This is a genomic window from Collinsella sp. AM33-4BH, assembly GCF_003469205.1.
In the GTDB taxonomy this organism is placed as follows: domain Bacteria; phylum Actinomycetota; class Coriobacteriia; order Coriobacteriales; family Coriobacteriaceae; genus Collinsella.
Window position 1 is genome coordinate 148,096 of the sequence record NZ_QSIN01000002.1, and the last position, 16,415, is coordinate 164,510.

General features: G+C 61.2%; 17 protein-coding genes and 2 tRNA genes. All 19 read left to right on the forward strand.

Annotation, left to right across the window (positions count from 1 at the left end):
- Position 1: 1 nt before the first annotated feature.
- The 19 genes from rbfA to rnc all read left to right on the forward strand — a co-directional run bounded on the left by rbfA (position 2) and on the right by rnc (position 16,415).
- Positions 2-412: a 30S ribosome-binding factor RbfA gene (gene rbfA / locus DW821_RS02140; RefSeq protein ID WP_117629486.1), complete on the forward strand. Its 411-nt coding sequence runs from the start codon at positions 2-4 to the stop codon at positions 410-412.
- Positions 405-1,448 (forward strand): bifunctional oligoribonuclease/PAP phosphatase NrnA, encoded by a 1,044-nt coding sequence (locus DW821_RS02145; RefSeq protein WP_117639300.1) that lies wholly within the window; start codon positions 405-407, stop codon positions 1,446-1,448. Before rbfA ends, DW821_RS02145 begins: the two co-directional genes overlap by 8 nt.
- Positions 1,449-1,463: 15 nt before the next feature.
- Entirely contained in the window at positions 1,464-2,396 is a 933-nt protein-coding gene (truB, locus tag DW821_RS02150; RefSeq protein ID WP_118065320.1) for a tRNA pseudouridine(55) synthase TruB, read from the forward strand.
- Entirely contained in the window at positions 2,393-3,400 is a 1,008-nt protein-coding gene (gene ribF, locus DW821_RS02155; RefSeq protein ID WP_233524890.1) for a riboflavin biosynthesis protein RibF, read from the forward strand. Before truB ends, ribF begins: the two co-directional genes overlap by 4 nt.
- Entirely contained in the window at positions 3,393-5,501 is a 2,109-nt protein-coding gene (gene dnaG, locus DW821_RS02160; RefSeq protein WP_117639304.1) for a DNA primase, read from the forward strand. Before ribF ends, dnaG begins: the two co-directional genes overlap by 8 nt.
- A 110-nt stretch (positions 5,502-5,611) precedes the next feature.
- Positions 5,612-6,961 carry an RNA polymerase sigma factor RpoD gene (rpoD, locus tag DW821_RS02165; RefSeq protein WP_055286388.1) on the forward strand — a complete coding sequence of 450 codons (1,350 nt, stop codon included), beginning with the start codon at positions 5,612-5,614 and terminating at the stop codon, positions 6,959-6,961.
- Positions 6,962-7,121: 160 nt separating this feature from the next.
- Positions 7,122-7,196, forward strand: a tRNA-Asn gene (locus tag DW821_RS02170).
- A 34-nt stretch (positions 7,197-7,230) separates the two neighbouring features.
- Positions 7,231-7,305: transfer RNA gene (locus DW821_RS02175), tRNA-Asn, on the forward strand.
- Between the two features lie 161 nt (positions 7,306-7,466).
- The gene (locus DW821_RS02180; RefSeq protein WP_187361832.1) at positions 7,467-7,856 is read left to right on the forward strand and encodes an Asp23/Gls24 family envelope stress response protein; all 390 of its coding nucleotides are present in this window, start codon (positions 7,467-7,469) and stop codon (positions 7,854-7,856) included.
- A gap of 27 nt (positions 7,857-7,883) precedes the next feature.
- Complete coding sequence (locus DW821_RS02185) at positions 7,884-9,545, forward strand: DAK2 domain-containing protein (protein WP_118065322.1); 1,662 nt, start codon at positions 7,884-7,886, stop codon at positions 9,543-9,545.
- Between the two features lie 9 nt (positions 9,546-9,554).
- Entirely contained in the window at positions 9,555-11,732 is a 2,178-nt protein-coding gene (gene recG, locus DW821_RS02190; protein ID WP_118065324.1) for an ATP-dependent DNA helicase RecG, read from the forward strand.
- Positions 11,729-12,358 (forward strand): 16S rRNA (guanine(966)-N(2))-methyltransferase RsmD, encoded by a 630-nt coding sequence (gene rsmD / locus DW821_RS02195; protein ID WP_118065326.1) that lies wholly within the window; start codon positions 11,729-11,731, stop codon positions 12,356-12,358. Before recG ends, rsmD begins: the two co-directional genes overlap by 4 nt.
- Positions 12,351-12,848 carry a pantetheine-phosphate adenylyltransferase gene (gene coaD / locus DW821_RS02200; protein WP_118065328.1) on the forward strand — a complete coding sequence of 166 codons (498 nt, stop codon included), beginning with the start codon at positions 12,351-12,353 and terminating at the stop codon, positions 12,846-12,848. The genes rsmD and coaD overlap by 8 nt, the downstream gene beginning before the upstream one ends.
- 68 nt (positions 12,849-12,916) lie before the next feature.
- Entirely contained in the window at positions 12,917-13,414 is a 498-nt protein-coding gene (locus tag DW821_RS02205; RefSeq protein WP_022094019.1) for a hypothetical protein, read from the forward strand.
- On the forward strand, positions 13,414-13,968 hold the full coding sequence (locus tag DW821_RS02210) for a DUF177 domain-containing protein (RefSeq protein ID WP_117847656.1): 555 nt from the start codon (positions 13,414-13,416) through the stop codon (positions 13,966-13,968). The genes DW821_RS02205 and DW821_RS02210 overlap by 1 nt, the downstream gene beginning before the upstream one ends.
- A gap of 64 nt (positions 13,969-14,032) precedes the next feature.
- Positions 14,033-14,212, forward strand: a complete 180-nt coding sequence (gene rpmF, locus DW821_RS02215) for a 50S ribosomal protein L32 (RefSeq protein WP_022094017.1) — start codon at positions 14,033-14,035, stop codon at positions 14,210-14,212.
- 87 nt (positions 14,213-14,299) lie between these two features.
- Positions 14,300-15,319 carry a phosphate acyltransferase PlsX gene (plsX, locus tag DW821_RS02220; protein WP_117847658.1) on the forward strand — a complete coding sequence of 340 codons (1,020 nt, stop codon included), beginning with the start codon at positions 14,300-14,302 and terminating at the stop codon, positions 15,317-15,319.
- A gap of 124 nt (positions 15,320-15,443) precedes the next feature.
- Complete coding sequence (locus DW821_RS02225; RefSeq protein ID WP_117847660.1) at positions 15,444-15,686, forward strand: acyl carrier protein; 243 nt, start codon at positions 15,444-15,446, stop codon at positions 15,684-15,686.
- 3 nt (positions 15,687-15,689) lie between these two features.
- Complete coding sequence (rnc, locus tag DW821_RS02230; RefSeq protein ID WP_117847662.1) at positions 15,690-16,415, forward strand: ribonuclease III; 726 nt, start codon at positions 15,690-15,692, stop codon at positions 16,413-16,415.

Consider the following 16,415-nt stretch of genomic DNA (forward strand, 5'->3'; position numbering starts at 1 on the left):
TATGAAGCAAACGCAGGCAACCCGCCGTCTGGGCGAGCAGCTTCGCGAGAAGCTCGGTTATATCCTGCTCTTTGAGGTTTCCGATCCGCGTCTCGACCTGGTTACTTTGACCGCGGTCGAGGTCGCGGTGGACCGTTCGTTCGCGCGTGTGTTCGTGTCGTGCGATGCGAGCCGCTACGACGAGGTCATGGAGGCGCTCGCAAGCGCTAAGGGCCGTATTCGGAGCCTGTTGGCTCGCTCGCTCGATTGGCGTGTTACGCCCGAGCTCGATTTTCGCATCGATCGCTCGACCGATGAGGCCGAGCGCATCACGCGTGCGCTGGAAAACGTTCCCGCCACGCTTGCGATCGAAAAGGACGAGGACGGCTATCCGATAGCGGATGCCGCCCAGGAGGCGGCTTTAGATGACTAATTCCGCCGACCTCGCCTCGTGCGAGTCTGCAGATATTCAGCGACGCATCCTTGAGCTCATCGAGGGTGCGTCCTCCATTGCGATTTCGGGACACACTTCTCCCGATGGCGACGCCCTGGGCTCCGTGTTGGGTCTGGGCCTCTCGCTTATGAAGTTTTTCCCTAACAAGGACATTGCCCTGCTGCTGGCAGACGATGACCCGGTTCCGCGCATCTACCGCTTTATGGAAGGCTCCGATCGCCTGGTACCGGCATCTGTGTATACCGGCAATCCGGACCTGTTCATATCGGTGGACGTACCGGTCGTCGAGCGTCTCAATAATTCCGCCGAGGTGCTTCGTCGCTCCAAGCATGTGGTGTGCTTCGATCACCATCCGGCGCGCGAGGAGTTTGCCGAGCTCAGCCTGAGGTGCGTCGAAGCTGCAGCCTGCGCCATGATCATCGACCGCTTCTTGGACAATTGCGGCATTGTCGCACGTGATGGCGTTGCGACCTGCCTGCTGTGTGGCTTGGTTACCGATACCGGCCGTTTTCAGTACCAAAACGCCGATGCCGCCGCGTTCCATGCAGCCTCGCGTCTGGTTGCCCACGGTGCCGATCCGGCGCGTGTGGCACTCGAGGTCTACCAGAGCATGCGCGTTGAGTTTTTGCACCTCAAGTCCATCGTTATGGGCCGCATCAAGACGGTGGCCCACGGGCGCGTCGCGTATAGTTACGCGTACCAGAGTGACCTTGAGGCTTGCGGTGTCACCTCGGATGAGTGCGACGGCCTGGTCGATGTGGTTCGCTCGGTGATGGGCGTCGAAGTCTGCCTGTTCCTGAAGGGCATTGAGGGCGATACCAAGGTGCGCGGCAACCTGCGCTCCAAGGGCGACCTCAACGTGTCCGAGATCGCTGCTGCCTTTGGCGGAGGCGGACATCCCGCTGCCGCCGGTTTCTCCAACAACGGAACGATTCTCGAGACGCTCACCGTGGCACTTCCCATGCTGGCCGAACTGGTAGGGGAGGATCCCGCTTCGGTGACCGTCGAGCTTTAACTTTTTGGATGGTACATGGCTCGTCGTACGCCTTCTCAACTGAATATGCTGCTCGCCGTCGATAAGCCGGTGGGCTGCACGTCCCACGATGTGGTCTCGCAATGTCGGCGCGCCCTCCATGAGCGTCGCGTCGGCCATGCCGGCACGCTCGACCCCATGGCATCGGGTGTCATGGTGGTGGGCGTGGGTCAGGCCACCCGTCTGCTGGGTATGCTCACACTCGATACCAAAAGCTACGTCGCCGACATTTCGTTTGGCGCCGAGACCAATACCGATGATGCGGAGGGCGAGGCCGTCCGCACCGTGGCTGTTGCCAACGAGCTCCGCGATCCTGCCTATGCCCGTGAGCGCTTGGCCGCCATGCTGGGTCCGCAGATGCAGGTGCCGCCGGCGTTTTCGGCCATCTCGGTCAATGGCGTTCGCGCCTACAAGTCTGCTCGCGAGGGCAATGCGGTGGACCTACCTCCGCGCCCCGTCGAGGTCTATGCCGCCGACCTGATCGCCGTGGGAGGCGAAGGTGATACGTGTGTGTGGACCGTGGCGTTCTCAGTGAGCAAGGGTACCTATATCCGTGCGCTCGCTCGCGACTTGGGCCGCGCCTGCGAGAGCGCCGCGCACATTTCCGCGCTGCGCCGCACGGCCTCCGGTGTTGTTTCCATTGGCGCTTGTCATGCGGTCGAGGAGCTTTCTCCCGATTCCGCGGCTAGCTTTGCCCTGGATCCCATTGCGGCCCTGGGCGCCACGCGTGTTGACTTGCCGGGCAATCTTGCCGACGACCTGCTCTGCGGCCGACGCATTCCCGTTGAGCGTGCGCTTGCGCGCTTCGATGTCTCGAAGGCGCCGTTTGCATTGGTGCTCGATGGGGGACTTAAGGCTCTCGCCCGCATCGAGGGTGGCCGCTTTGTCATGGAGCATGTCTTTCCGCAGGCCATCGGCGGTGTTCGATGATGTTGTCCGCTCACGAGCTCGCGCGTATTTTTTTCGCGGGCGAGTCGGACGAGGCTCGCATCGTCACTGCCGATGCGTTTGATAAGTGTGAGCACCTGGGTGCTGCCTCGATCGCCATTGGCGTGTTCGATGGCGTGCACCGTGGACACCAGGAGCTCATTGCGGCGCTTGTCCGTGACGCCCGTGCCCATGGCTGTAAGGCGGTCGTGGTTACCTTCGATCCCGACCCTGACGTCGTGGTGAGCCCTTCGCCCGCTCAAAAATTGATGACGACGGCCGACCGTCTGCATGCCCTGGCTCAAACCGGGGTCGATGCGGTGGTGGCCGTTCCCTTTACGCCTGAGGTTGCGGCGCTTGACCATGTTGATTTTCTCTCGCTGGTGTCGCGTCTGGTCGACATTCGATCGATTCGCGTTGGCAGCGACTTTAGGCTGGGTCGTGGCGGTGCTTCTGGTGTTGCCGAGATGCGCGCCTGGGGTGCCGAGCGCGGCGTTGACGTATACGGGCACGACTTGCTTTGCGAGGGCGGTGAGGCCATTTGCGCCACCCGCATTCGTCATGAGCTGGGACAGGGCCATGTGGAGCTTGCTGCTGAGTTACTCGGCCGCCCGTATATGGTGCGCGGCGGTGTTATTCGCGGCCGTCACGAGGGTTCTGGCATGGGCTTTCCCACGGCAAACCTACATGTTCCCGACGGCATTCAGGTGCCTGCCGATGGCGTGTATGAGGGCCTGGTGCTGGTCAACGACATCGTGTGGCCCGCTGCCGTTAACGTCGGACTGCCGCCGACGTATGCTGACGATGCGGCATCTGCGCATCTCGAGGCCAATTTAATTGGTTATACGGGCGACCTGTATGGCGCTTCCGTTTCGCTGGCGTTTACGCGCTGGCTGCGTCCGTCGCGCGTGTTCGATTCGCTGGATGAGTTGATCGCGACCGTCGAGGGTAATATCGAAGATATTCGTCACAACTTGGGCGAGCAGGGGGTGAGCGTCCGTGATTAGCGATGAGGAAAAAGACCAGGTCCGCGCTGCGTCCGACCTAGTTGCCATCGTGCAGGAAACGGTTGAGCTCAAGCCCCGCGGCCATGAGTTTTGGGGCTGCTGCCCCTTTCATGGCGAAAAGACGCCGTCCTTCCACATAATCCCTGCCACGCAGGTGTGGCATTGCTTTGGCTGCGGCGAAGGCGGCGATGTCTTCACCTATATCATGAAGCGCGAGAACCTGAGCTTTCCCGAGTCAATCCGATATTTGGCCGATCGCGCGGGTATTGAGCTGCATGACACCGGAGATCGCCGCGAGCGCGGTACCAAGCGTGCCCGCATCTACGATCTGTGCGCCGAGGCCGCCCAGTTCTACCACACCATGCTTATGCGCGGTAAGGACGGCCGTCCGCGCGAGTACTTTGCCAGCCGCGGCATGGGTGGCGACGTCTGCCGCCGCTACTGCCTGGGCTTTGCGCCTGGCCGCAACGCGCTGGTGTCGCACCTGTCCCAGGCGGGTTTTACCCCGCAGGAGATGATCGATGCCAACGTTGCCGTGAGCCGCGGGCGCGGGCAGCTTGCCGACCGCTTCTACGACCGCGTGATGTTCCCCATCTTTGACGAGCAGGGTCACAACATTGCCTTTGGTGGTCGCATCATGGGTGACGGCCAACCCAAGTACCTCAATACCGCCGAGACGAGCGTGTTTCATAAAAAGCGAAACCTCTACGGCTTTAATTGGGCCAAGGAGTTTATCGTCGCGCAGGATACCGCCATCGTGGTGGAGGGCTATACCGACTGCATCGCCTGTTGGGAGGCGGGGATTAAAAACGTTGTCGCCACGCTGGGCACCGCGCTCACGGAGCATCACGTCAAGACGCTCACCCGCTTTGCTAAGCGCATCGTGTATATGTTTGACGGCGATGCCGCCGGTCAAAAGGCCGCTCGCCGTGCGATTCAGTTTATCGAGCAGGATTCTATGGACCTGCGCTGCGTGGTGCTGCCCGACGGCAACGACCCCATGGAGTTCATCACGGCGCATGGTGGACAGGAGCTTCAGGCGCGCATCGACGCTGCCGAGCCGCTCATGGACTTTGTCTACCGTTCGCTGCAGGAGTCGAGTGACATCACCACGCCGGGCGGTCGTGCCAAGGCGCTGGAAGATGCGCTGACGCTTATCTATCCGCTGCGCGATAGCTATATGATCGACACATACTTTATCCAGATTGCCGATCTGCTGGGCTTGGATCTGGAGACGGTTCGCGCGAGTTCGGGTCGCGTGTTTCGCGATGTCGCCAAGCGCGAAGATGCGGAACGACGTCGTGAGCAGAACTATGAACGCCAGCGGGCGCAAGCCGAGCGCTCTGGTAGCGCGGGCGGTCGGACGTCTGGTTCGCAGGGGGCATCTCGCGGTGCTTGGGCATCGGGCGCGACGCCGCCGGTGTCCGCGCCGGTCGAGGAGGAGCCGTACGACCATGTCCCGCTCGATGCCTACGGCGCCGCGCCCGTGGAGCTCGTCGACGATCTGCCGCCGATCGATGTGCCTGATGATATGGGTGCTGTGCCTGTGACTGATGGTTCGGGCGCTCCGGCTGCGGCGGCGCCGATGGTTCTTACTGATCTTGAGCGCAAGTCCTTGGCAGGGGAGCGCGAGCTGTTGACGATGCTCACGAGCTACCCCGACCTGTTCCGCACGTATGCCGACCGCATCTGCTCTATCGAGTGGGTTGACCCACGTCACGAGTCCATCGCATGGGCCGTTCTGGCAACGCCGCCGGGAACCGATCCTGCAGCCTGCATGGATGCGGCGCGCTCGGTGTGTCCCGAGGCGGCAACGCTTGTGAGTGCCGGGCGCATCTCGGCGACGAGCAAGCATCCCACCGAGACGAACATCGTGTTTATGCTCGACACCCTCGAGCTCTACACCATCAAGCGCCGCATGCGTGCCGCACAGGCCAAGCTGCGCCAGGACCGTTCGCTCGATGATGAGGCCCGTCGCGCGCTGACCGTGCAGGCCGCGCAGGATTCGCAGCGTCAACGCGAGCTGCAAAAGTCTATCGGCGGCGTGGCGGACCCGTTCCGTTTGATCGGTCTGGAGGCCGCGGGCACCGAACAGGCCTAGATGTTGTGGTCAAGCAGCGTATTCTCGCCTATATCCAGTCCTCTTTTTGGGTATAGATGTCAATGTGTGTGCTAAAGTATTGAGTCCTGTGGACTATGAAGGGAGAATCTGTGCCAAAAAAGACTGAGAGCACGGGTACTGGGCTGGAATCCTACGTTGCAAAGCTCATGGGTAACGGCTCAAACAGGACTTCGGTAACCGAGGACGAGATTCAGGTCGCCCTGAAGGATATCGATGTTTCTGACGAGCAGCTCACCGCGGTGTATTCCGCGCTGCGCAACAGCGGCATCCAGATTATCTCCGCGAGCGGTAACGACGACGCCCCCATGGACGTCGACGATGACGATAACGATACCGATACCGACGATTTCGATGACGACGACGAGCACGATTCCGGCTCGCTCGACGATCACGAGCTCAAGATGGCCCGTCAGGCCGACGCCGAGATGGGTTCTTCCAAGAGCAAGAAGAAGCGCACCGTGCGCACGTCCCGTTCACGCTCCCGCGTGCGTGGCATCGATGCCTCCACGGTGATGCTGACTGGCGATCCTGTTCGTATGTACCTCAAGGAGATCGGCAAGGTCGACCTGCTGACCGCCTCCGAAGAGGTCGATCTGGCCATGAAGATCGAGGCCGGTCTCGAGGCCACCGAGAAGCTCGAGGCTGCCGATGCCGGCGAGCTCGAGCTCACGCGTGCCGAGATGCGTCGTCTTACGCGCATTGAGAACGTTGGCCTCGAAGCCAAGCAGGCACTCATCAGCGCAAACCTGCGTCTGGTTGTCTCCATCGCCAAGCGCTATGTCGGCCGCGGCATGCTGTTCCTGGATCTGATCCAGGAGGGCAACCTCGGTCTGATTCGCGCCGTCGAGAAGTTCGACTACCAGAAGGGCTTCAAGTTCTCCACGTACGCCACGTGGTGGATCCGTCAGGCCATTACGCGCGCTATCGCCGACCAGGCCCGTACCATCCGTATTCCCGTGCATATGGTCGAGACCATCAACAAGCTCGTCCGCGTGCAGCGCCAGCTTCTCCAGGACCTGGGTCGCGACCCGACCCCCGAGGAGATCGGTGCCGAGATGGACATGAGCGCCGACCGCGTCCGCGAGATCCAGAAGATCTCGCAGGAGCCCGTGTCGCTCGAGACCCCGATCGGCGAGGAAGAGGATTCCCAGCTGGGCGACTTCATCGAGGACTCCCAGGCAATCGTTCCGCCCGATGCCGCCAGCTTCTCCATGCTGCAGGAGCAGCTCACCCAGGTGCTCGACTCGCTTGCCGATCGTGAGCGCAAGGTTATCGAGCTGCGCTTTGGCCTTGTCGACGGACATCCCCGTACGCTCGAGGAAGTCGGCCGCGAGTTTGGCGTCACGCGCGAGCGTATCCGCCAGATCGAGTCCAAGACCTTGGCCAAGCTCCGCCACCCCAGCCGTTCGAGCAAGCTGAAGGACTATATCGAAAGCTAGTCAAGCAAGAAGCGCCCTCAAGCACATCCGCCTGGGGGCGCTTTCATGTAGTCATTGGGGACGTCCTCAATGACTAGGTCGGAAAAAATCTCAAAAAAGTTCTTGCCCTAAGCTGATTCGTCCGTATAATAAACTTCGTTGCTTGAGAGCATGCACCTATTCCTCGGTAGCTCAATGGTAGAGCACGCGGCTGTTAACCGCGCTGTTGTAGGTTCGAGTCCTACCCGGGGAGCCAGAATTTCTCAGCCCATTCCGCTGGGCTTTTAAATTCCTCGGTAGCTCAATGGTAGAGCACGCGGCTGTTAACCGCGCTGTTGTAGGTTCGAGTCCTACCCGGGGAGCCAGGTTGTAAAACCCGTCGCTTATGCGGCGGGTTTTTTCATGCCGCGACCACTTGACTCGAACGTTGCCATATCAACATTTCGTGTCGAGGATGTAATCCCGCGACCCACCACCTCAACATGGCGCGGTCGTTGTAGAATATTGCAATGATTGCTCCCACGACATGGTGCCGCGAGCACCAGATAAGGAGATTCTTGTGTCTGAGACCATTAACGGCAGCCTGAGCGTCTCGAACGACGTTATTGCCGATATTGCCGGTTATGCCGCGATGACGTGCTATGGCGTCGTCGGTATGGCTGAGCAGCTCCAAGGCGCCGAGAGCGTGCGCCTGCTTGCCGGTCAGCGCCTCCGCAAGGGCGTGCTTGTCTCCGCCGACGAGAACGGCCTTACGGTCGATCTTCACGTCGTGCTCGAGAACGGCGTCAACATGAAATCCGTCTGCCACAATCTTTCGAGCTCCGTTGCCTTCACCCTGCAGGAGATCGCCCAGATCGATCCCGCCAGCCTTAAGATCGGCATCCATATCGACGCGCTCAAGAGCCGTCTGAACTAGCATCCGAAAACGGAGATTTAAATACCCATGATTGCAAAGACCATTCGCACCTGTTTTCCGATCGCTGCGGCTGCCGTTTCCGACAAGGCCGAGGAGATCAACAAGCTCAACGTCTTTCCCGTGCCCGACGGTGACACCGGCACCAACATGTCGCTCACGCTCGCCTCGGTGACCAAGGAGCTTTCTGCCCTTCCCGCCGACGCCGACATGGAGGCCATCGCCGGCGCCATCACCCACGGCTCCCTGATGGGCGCCCGCGGCAACTCCGGCGTCATCACCTCGCAGATCTTGCGCGGCGTGGCCGAGGGCCTTGTCTCCGCCGACGAGCCCATTACGTCCGCCAACATCGCCTTCGCCTTCCGTCGTGCCGTCAAGGTTGCCTTCCAGGCCGTCCGTAAGCCCATCGAGGGTACGATCCTCACGGTGTTGCGCGATGTCTCGACCAAGGCCGACGAGTGCGAAAAGAAGAAGTTCTCGGCCGAGGACGCGCTCGACGCCATCGTCGTCGAGGCCTACCAGTCCGTCGCCCGCACGCCCGACCTGCTGCCCGTTCTGAAGGAGAACGGCGTGGTCGACTCCGGCGCCTTTGGCTTTGCTATTTTCCTTGAGAACTTTGTTGCCGCCGCTCTTGGCCGCAGCACCGTTGTCGAGGATTTCTCCGCCACGTTTGACTCCGCTGGCTCTGCCCGCGACGCGGCCCTTGGTCGTGTTGAGATCGAGGCCAACGACGACTGGGAGGGCTCGGAATTCCGCTACTGCAACGAGTTCCTCTTTAAGGCCGACGCTCCCTTTGACGAGGACGAGTGCCTCAAGTTCCTGGGTTCCATGGGCGACTGCGAGCTGCTCGTGGGTGCTTACCCCGATTACAAGATTCACGTGCACTCCAACACCCCCAACCTGGTGCTCGAGCATATGCTGCAGCTTGGTCAGATTTACGAGGTCTTTATCCACAACATGGAGATGGAGGCCCACGACCGTACCGCCAAGATCCACGAGGACCAGGAAAAGGCCGCCGAGCCCGCCAAGGCGCTGGGCTTTGTCGCCGTTGCCGCCGGTTCCGGCGAGGCAGACATCCTCAAGTCCCTCGGCGTCGACGTGATCGTGTCGGGTGGTCAGACCATGAACCCCTCGACTGCAGACTTGCTGGGCGCCGTTGACCAGGTCAACGCGACCTCGGTCATCATCCTGCCCAACAACGGCAACATCCGCATGGCTGCCGAGGTCGCTGCCTCAGCCTGCACCGACAAGAAGGTAGCCGTCGTTCCCACCAAGACCGTCCCGCAGGCCTTCTCCGCGCTGTTCGCGGTCCTGCCCGATTCCGAGCTCGAGGATGCCGTCGCCGCTATGGTCGACGCCATCAGCGAGGTTCGCGATGGCGAGGTCACCCGTGCCGTGCGCGATTCCAGCGCCTCCGACGGCTCGCCGATTCACTCCGGTGACGTCATGGGTATCATCGCCGGCTCCATCGACGTGGTCGGCTCCGACGTGAAGCAGGTCACGCTCGATTGCATCAACCGTATGCAGGAGGAAGAGGAGGGCGACGCGCTGACGATTCTGGCCGGCGAGGAACTGTCCGATGAGGCCTTCCAGGAGATCGTAGACGCCATTGAGGAGGCTCAGCCCGATTTGGAGATCGACGCCCATCGTGGCGAGCAGCCGCTCTATCCCGTGATCTTCTCGATCGAGTAGGCTCTGCCCATGTCCGAGCTGTGCTCCGTGCCGCGCGTCTCGGAGCGCTTTGCCCAGAGCAATGCGCTCGACGAAGATATCGCGCGACTCAAATATGTTTCAGGTAAACGTGAGGAGGCCCTTCGCCGTCTGGGAATTCGGACGGTGGGGGACCTCCTTCTCCATATCCCTCATCGTTACCTCGACTTTACTCGTTCGTGGTCCATCGAGATGGCGCCCATCGGTACCGTGTGCACTATCATCGCCACGGTCGACCGCATCGTCCAAAAGCAGCCGCGTCCGCGCATGCAGGTGACCGAGGTCTCACTCGTTGACGAGACGGGCGTGCTACAGGTCGCCTTTTTCCGCCAGCCCTGGATTGCCCAGCAGCTTAAGCAGGGCGACCGCCTGGCCGTGATGGGCAAGGTCGAGTTTGCCTACGGTTTTAAGCAGATGGCCTCGCCGCACTTTGAAAAGCTCGAGGAAGGGCGTGCCGCAGGCACTATCCTGCCGGTCCATTACGTCAGTGATGGCGTGAGCCAGGCGTGGATGCGCCGCATCGTAAGCGGCGCGCTCGAGGTCGTCGGCAATCCCTTTGATCCCATTCCGGCGCGCTTACGCGTTAAGCGTCGCCTGATGAGCAATGCTCGTGCGCTTCGATCGATCCACTTTCCCTCGAGCATGGCTGAGCGCGACATCGCACGCCGGCGTCTTGCCTACGAGGAGTGTCTCTACCTGCAGCTGGCGCTGCGTCTGCGCAACGACGGCGGCCTGGTCGATGTGGTGCCCTATGCCCACACCGCGGGCGAGCACCTGGTCGCGCTCAAGCAGGCCCTGCCGTTTTCGCTGAGCAACGAGCAGGAGGCCGCGTTCCAGGATATCCTGCGCGATATGTGCGATGGCGGGCGCGTGATGAACCGCCTGCTGCTGGGCGATGTCGGTACCGGTAAGACCGCCGTTGCCGCCTGCGCGCTGGCTGTGGCTGCCGATGGCGGTACGCAGGCCTGCGTTATGGCGCCCACGGGCGTGCTGGCGCGCCAATATGCCGATAAGACCGGCCCTCTGCTCTCGCAGGCCGGCATGTCCTGGGCACTTCTGACGGGTGCCACGCCGGCCGCAGAGCGCGAGCGCATCCATGCGCAGCTGGAATCGGGCGAGCTTGACGTGCTCTTTGGCACCCATGCGGTGCTTTCGGATAACGTTGCGTTCAAGCATCTGTCGCTTGTCGTCATCGACGAGCAGCACCGGTTTGGCGTCGGCCAACGCAACGCCCTACGCGCGAAGGGCCCCGGTGCGGACCTGCTCGTTATGACGGCCACGCCTATCCCGCGCACGTTGGCGCTCTCGGTCTATGGCGACCTGGATACGAGCATCATCCGCCATCGTCCAATTCCGGGTGCCGGCGTGACGACGCGCGTCCTCACCGAGTCGAGTCGCGACCTGGCCTATGGCGCCATCCGTGAGGCGCATGAAAAGGGTCAGCAGGCCTACGTGATTTGCCCGCTCGTGGAGCCGAGTGACTCGGCCGATGAGCTGGAAGACGTGCCCGGTATTGCCCGCGACGATGAGGGCCGCGTGACGGTTCCCGTGCCGCTGCACGATACGGCGACCGAGCTCGATCGCCTGCGTCTGGCGTTGCCGGGCCTTGCCATCGAGCGCCTTCACGGCCGTATGCCAGCGGGGGAGAAGGACCAGGTTATTGATGCCTTTAAGCGTGGCGAGATTGACGTGCTCGTCTCGACTACGGTGGTCGAGGTGGGCGTCGACGTGCCTAACGCCACCGTCATGGTCATCGAGAACGGCGAGCGCTTTGGTTTGGCTGCCCTGCACCAGCTGCGTGGGCGCGTAGGCCGCGGCAGCGTGTCGGGTACGTGCCTGGTCATGACGCACTCCAAGGGCAACGGCGGCGCGTCGGCGGCACAGGAACGCCTCCAGTCGCTCGAGAAGACCTCGGACGGCTTTACGCTCGCCCAGATGGACCTGCGTCTGCGCCACGAGGGCGAGATTCTTGGCTACCGTCAGCATGGCGGCGTGACCTTGCACTTTGTTGACCTCGATGCCGACGAGGAATTGATCGAGTGGGCCCATTTGGACGCGGTCGAGCTCTTGCGGTATGCTTGCAACCTTGACTCCGTGGCGACGCGCCCCTTGCGCGATGCGGTCGCCATGCGGTATCGACACATCTTTAAGGAGGTCAGCGGAGGATGAGAATCATCGGCGGCGAATGGCGCGGTCGTAAGATCGAGGAGCCCCGTGGTCGCGATGTCACCCGCCCCACGACCGATCGCGTGCGCGAGGCGTGCGCATCTATGGTCATGTCGGCATTCGACTTCGATCTGGACGAGGTCCGCGTGCTGGATGCCTTTGGCGGCTCCGGTGCCTTGGGCATTGAGATGCTCTCGCGTGGTGCCCGCTCGCTCACCACGTTCGAGATCGACCGCAACGCTGCTCGTCTGATTACCAAGAATATCGAGTCACTGTGCCGCGACCGTGCGCGTTGGCGTGTGGTGGGCGGCGACGTGCTGGCAAGCGCTTCGCGCGGCCGCGTGCCGGGCGGTCCCTTTGACCTGGTCCTGCTCGATCCGCCCTATGCTTATGGCGCCGAGCCGGTCGAGGAACTGCTGCAGAACTTGGCCCAGCAGGACTTGCTGGCGCAGGGTGCCTATGCGCTGTTTGAGCACGCTGCCGCCGATGCGGGTGCGCATCCGGCAGGTTTTGAGACCGTGCGCGAGAAGCGCTACGGAATAACCTCGGTCGACCTGCTTCGTTGGGTTGGTAACGGCGAGGATGATGACAACGATAGCGACGTACCCGCGGAGGATTCCGATGAGTGACACCATTAACCGCGTAATCGTCCCGGGCACCTTCGATCCCATCACGTTTGGCCACATCGACGTGATTCGCCGTGCCCGCCGCATTTTCCCCAGCGTGATCGTGGCCGTTGCCGAGTCGCAGGGAAAAAACGGCGTGGGCACCACCTTTATGCTCGATGAGCGCGTGGCGCTGGCACGTGAGGCGCTCGGTGATATTGACGGCGTTGAGGTGCTACCCTTCACCGGCCTCTTGGTCGATTTTGCCCGCGAACAGGGAGCAGGAGCCGTGGTCAAGGGCCTGCGCGCCATGACCGACTTTGAGTATGAGCTGCAGCAGGCCGACCTCAATTATCGCTTGGATAGCGAGCTGGAGTCCATCTTTGTCATGAGTGCGCCGCAGTACGGCTATATCTCGAGTTCGGTGGTTCGCCAGATTGCCTCGCTCGGTAGTGACGTCTCTAATTTTGTTCCGCCCAATGTGGTCAAGGCGCTCAAACATCGCTTTTCGTGACGTTTTTTAATGCCTGGTGGCATGTGGTAAACTAACACGATGATATGTTACCTATGAAAGGAGACCGGATGCCGGGCGAGAATTTTCCTGGCGACAGGATCGTGAGTCTTGTCGACGAGCTCGAGGGGCTCATCGAAGAGGCTAAGACGCCGTTCGGCAAGAACGCCCAGATGAAGGTTATCGACGCCGACGTCTTCTTTAACATCCTCGACGAGATCCGCATGAGCTATCCCGAGGAATGGCAGAAGTCCCGCCGTATCCTCAAGGAGCGCGAGGAGCTTATGGCTTCCGCCGCCGCTCAGGCCGATTCCATCATCGCCGATGCTCAGCAGCAGGCCCTCACCATTGCCGGTGAGCAGGAGATTGTCCGCTTAGCTCAGCAGCAGGCCGACGACATTCGCGATCGTGCCCAGCAGTATGAGCGCGAGACGCGCTATGCCGCCGAGGATTACGCCGAGCAGGTCTTTACGCACCTCGAGGAGAACCTCAAGAGCCTGACTGGCACCGTTACCCGTTGCCGTCAGCAGCTCAACGAGGGTGCCGCCCAACAGAATGGTCAGTGGTAATGGCTGAGTTCCCGAGCGTTACCGTCGATCTTTCCGAGCAGCTCGAGTTTCCTGGAGATTCGTATCCGCTGACCGGCAAGGTCGATGTCGCCACCTACACGGTGGGCGAGAAGGAGTACCAGCTTCAGGACGGCATCGACTACGACGTTGTCTTTACCAATGCCGGTACCGGTGTCTTGCTCACGGGCATGGTCCGCGCGCACGCCACCGGCGAGTGCGACCGTTGCCTGGAGCCCGCCTCGTTTGATATCGCCGGCGAGATCGAGGAGTTCTACCTCTTTGAGGAGCCCGAGGATCCCGAGGCCTACGAGGACGGCTACGAGCTCCTGTGTGAGGACCGCATCGTCGATCTGGGTGAGCCCATCAACGACGCGGTCGTCATGGACACGCCGTTTGTGGTGCTCTGCAAGCCCGATTGCCGCGGTCTGTGCCCCACATGCGGTTGCAATCTCAACGTCGAGCAATGCGATTGCGCCGCCCAGGCAGAGGCAGAATGGGCCGCTGCCACGGAAAATCCATTTGCAGCATTGAAGAATCTCAAGCTTGATGAGTAAAACTGTGGTAGTATCGCTACTTGCGCGTAATCGCCACACTGGATAGTTCATAAGGAAGGTCACTATGCCCGTACCTAAACAAAAGCAGGGTCGTATCCGCACTCACACCCGCCGTTCCGCCAACATGAAGATCTCGGCTGCGGCTCAGTCCACGTGCCCCCGTTGCGGCGCTGTCAAGCTTCCGCACCACGTGTGCCCCAGCTGCGGTTTCTACAAGGACCGCGAGGTTATCGTTACCGAGTAACGGTATACTCTGGATGCGATGCCGTTCCAAATGGAACCACAATGGCCGGCTCAATGAGTCGGCCATTTTTGTATAAGGAGCATGTATATGAGTAACGTTCGCGTTTGTGTAGACGTTGTGGGCGGAGACGAGAAACCTCAGGTTGTTCTCGATGGTATCGAGGCTGCACTTGCCGCCGATCCCGATATCGAGGTCTTGGCAGCTGGCCCCGCCGAAATCGTCAATCCCTTTGCCGCTTCCCATGCACGTGTTGAGGCCCTTGAAGCACCTGACGTTATCGCCATGGATGACGATCCCATTCGCGCCGTGATGACCAAGCGTAAGTCGTCGATCGTGCTTTCTTGCCGCGCCATTAAGAAGGGCAACGCGGATGCGTTCTTCTCCGCCGGCTCGACCGGTGCCATGACCGCCGCTGCCACCGCCTACGTGACGCCGTTTAGGTATCAGGCCGAAGGCAAGAAGCAGCCGGTGCGCCCCTGTCTGACCAATGCGCTGCCCAATCGCGCCGGCGGTCTGACGGTGCTGTGCGATATGGGCGCCAACCCCGATGTCGAGGTCGATGACATGGTGCGTTTTGCTCAGATGGGTAGCGCCTATGCTCGCGTCGTCCTGGGCATCGAGCATCCCCGCGTGGGCCTGCTTGCCAACGGCACCGAGGACGAGAAGGGCTCCAACTTTACCAAGGCCTGCTTCCCGGCCATGAAAGCCGCCGTTCCCGGCTTTGTTGGTAACTGCGAGGGCACTGACCTCACCTCAGGCAACTTCGATGTCGTCGTTGCCGATGGTATGTCGGGCAATATCGCTCTCAAAGCTACCGAGGGCGCTGCCAAGTTTTTGCTGCAGGAGCTCAAGGGCGCCTTTATGGCCTCGCTCGGCACCAAGATCGCCGCACTGCTCATTAAAAAGCAGATGCGCGAGATAAAGGCCAAGCTCTCTGGCGACGCCAAGGGCGGCGCGATTCTTTTGGGCCTGCGCGGCGTGGTCCTGATCGGCCATGGCGCTACCTCGGTCGAGGCTGTTAAAAACGGTACGCTCGCGGCGGCCGAAGCCGTTCGCGCCGGGCTGGTCGAGAATGTCGCCAACTCTATGGACGGTATCGTTTTATAAGAGCGAGTTAGAGCGCTGTTATGTGCTTCGCGGCGCACGTCGTGGGGTAGAATCAGAACCGTGTCTTGGTACCGCCCGGGCGGTACCATTCTTTTGGTATTCATGCACTATGAGAGGAAGCGCTATGGACCGCTCCGAAATCTTCGACAAGATCGCCGAGGTCGCTGCTGACGTTCTGGGCGTCGATGTTGCCGAAATTAGCGAGGAGACCACCTTTGACGACCTCGATGCCAACTCGCTCGAGCGCCTGCAGCTGGTTACGGCTATCGAGGACGAGTTCAACCTCGAGATCGATGACGAGACTCTGCTCTCGCTCAACTCTGTCGCCGACGCCGTCGACGCGATCGAAAACGCCAGGGAGGCCTAGGTCTTGGCTTTATCCGAACGACTTACGCGTGCCCAGGAAATCCTGGGCCACGAGTTCAACAATAAGGTGCTGCTGCGCGCGGCCCTTACGCATCCCTCGGCAGTCGAGGGCCAGCCGGTTTCTGCCAGCTATGAGCGCCTTGAGTTCTTGGGCGATTCCATTTTGGGTGCTGTGGTCGCACGCTCCCTGTTTGAGTCCTATCCGGAGTTTGACGAGGGCAAGCTCACGCGCCTGAAGGTGTCGCTTGTCTCGGGCGCTACGCTGTCCGAGGTTTCTCACGAGCTGGGCATTGACGACATCATCATCTTTGGTGCCTCCGAGACCGGTACCGGTGCGCGCGGCCTGCATTCGGCGCTCGAGAACGTCTATGAGTCGCTCGTGGGCGCGCTGTACCTGGATGCCGGCTGGGATGCGGCGGCGGAGTTCATTCACCGTACGCTTAAGCCGCATTTGGCTTCCGAGCGTGCCGAGCATCCTGCGAACCCCAAGTCGTTTTTGCAGGAGTGCGTGCAAGCCGACGGTCACGAGCCCCCGGCGTATAAGCTCGTTGGCTCCGAGGGCCCGGCGCATGCGCCCACCTTTACCGCCGTGGTGTTGATCGATGGTATTCGTCAGGGTCGCGGCTCCGGCTCCTCAAAGAAGGAAGCCGAGGGAGCCGCTGCACTCGATGCACTTGACCGCATGGGCTACACCACCAACGGCGTGATTCTCAACAAGAAGCCTGTTTAA

Excerpts from the sequence above, each read along its gene's own strand:
- rbfA (WP_117629486.1), top strand. The coding sequence starts at position 2 with ATGAAGCAAACGCAGGCAACCCGCCGTCTGGGCGAGCAGCTTCGCGAG.
- DW821_RS02145 (WP_117639300.1), top strand. The coding sequence starts at position 405 with ATGACTAATTCCGCCGACCTCGCCTCGTGCGAGTCTGCAGATATTCAG.
- truB (WP_118065320.1), top strand. The coding sequence starts at position 1,464 with ATGGCTCGTCGTACGCCTTCTCAACTGAATATGCTGCTCGCCGTCGAT.
- ribF (WP_233524890.1), top strand. The coding sequence starts at position 2,393 with ATGATGTTGTCCGCTCACGAGCTCGCGCGTATTTTTTTCGCGGGCGAG.
- DW821_RS02180 (WP_187361832.1), top strand. The coding sequence starts at position 7,467 with ATGGTGCCGCGAGCACCAGATAAGGAGATTCTTGTGTCTGAGACCATT.
- DW821_RS02185 (WP_118065322.1), top strand. The coding sequence starts at position 7,884 with ATGATTGCAAAGACCATTCGCACCTGTTTTCCGATCGCTGCGGCTGCC.
- recG (WP_118065324.1), top strand. The coding sequence starts at position 9,555 with ATGTCCGAGCTGTGCTCCGTGCCGCGCGTCTCGGAGCGCTTTGCCCAG.
- rsmD (WP_118065326.1), top strand. The coding sequence starts at position 11,729 with ATGAGAATCATCGGCGGCGAATGGCGCGGTCGTAAGATCGAGGAGCCC.
- coaD (WP_118065328.1), top strand. The coding sequence starts at position 12,351 with ATGAGTGACACCATTAACCGCGTAATCGTCCCGGGCACCTTCGATCCC.
- DW821_RS02205 (WP_022094019.1), top strand. The coding sequence starts at position 12,917 with ATGCCGGGCGAGAATTTTCCTGGCGACAGGATCGTGAGTCTTGTCGAC.
- DW821_RS02210 (WP_117847656.1), top strand. The coding sequence starts at position 13,414 with ATGGCTGAGTTCCCGAGCGTTACCGTCGATCTTTCCGAGCAGCTCGAG.
- rpmF (WP_022094017.1), top strand. The coding sequence starts at position 14,033 with ATGCCCGTACCTAAACAAAAGCAGGGTCGTATCCGCACTCACACCCGC.
- plsX (WP_117847658.1), top strand. The coding sequence starts at position 14,300 with ATGAGTAACGTTCGCGTTTGTGTAGACGTTGTGGGCGGAGACGAGAAA.
- DW821_RS02225 (WP_117847660.1), top strand. The coding sequence starts at position 15,444 with ATGGACCGCTCCGAAATCTTCGACAAGATCGCCGAGGTCGCTGCTGAC.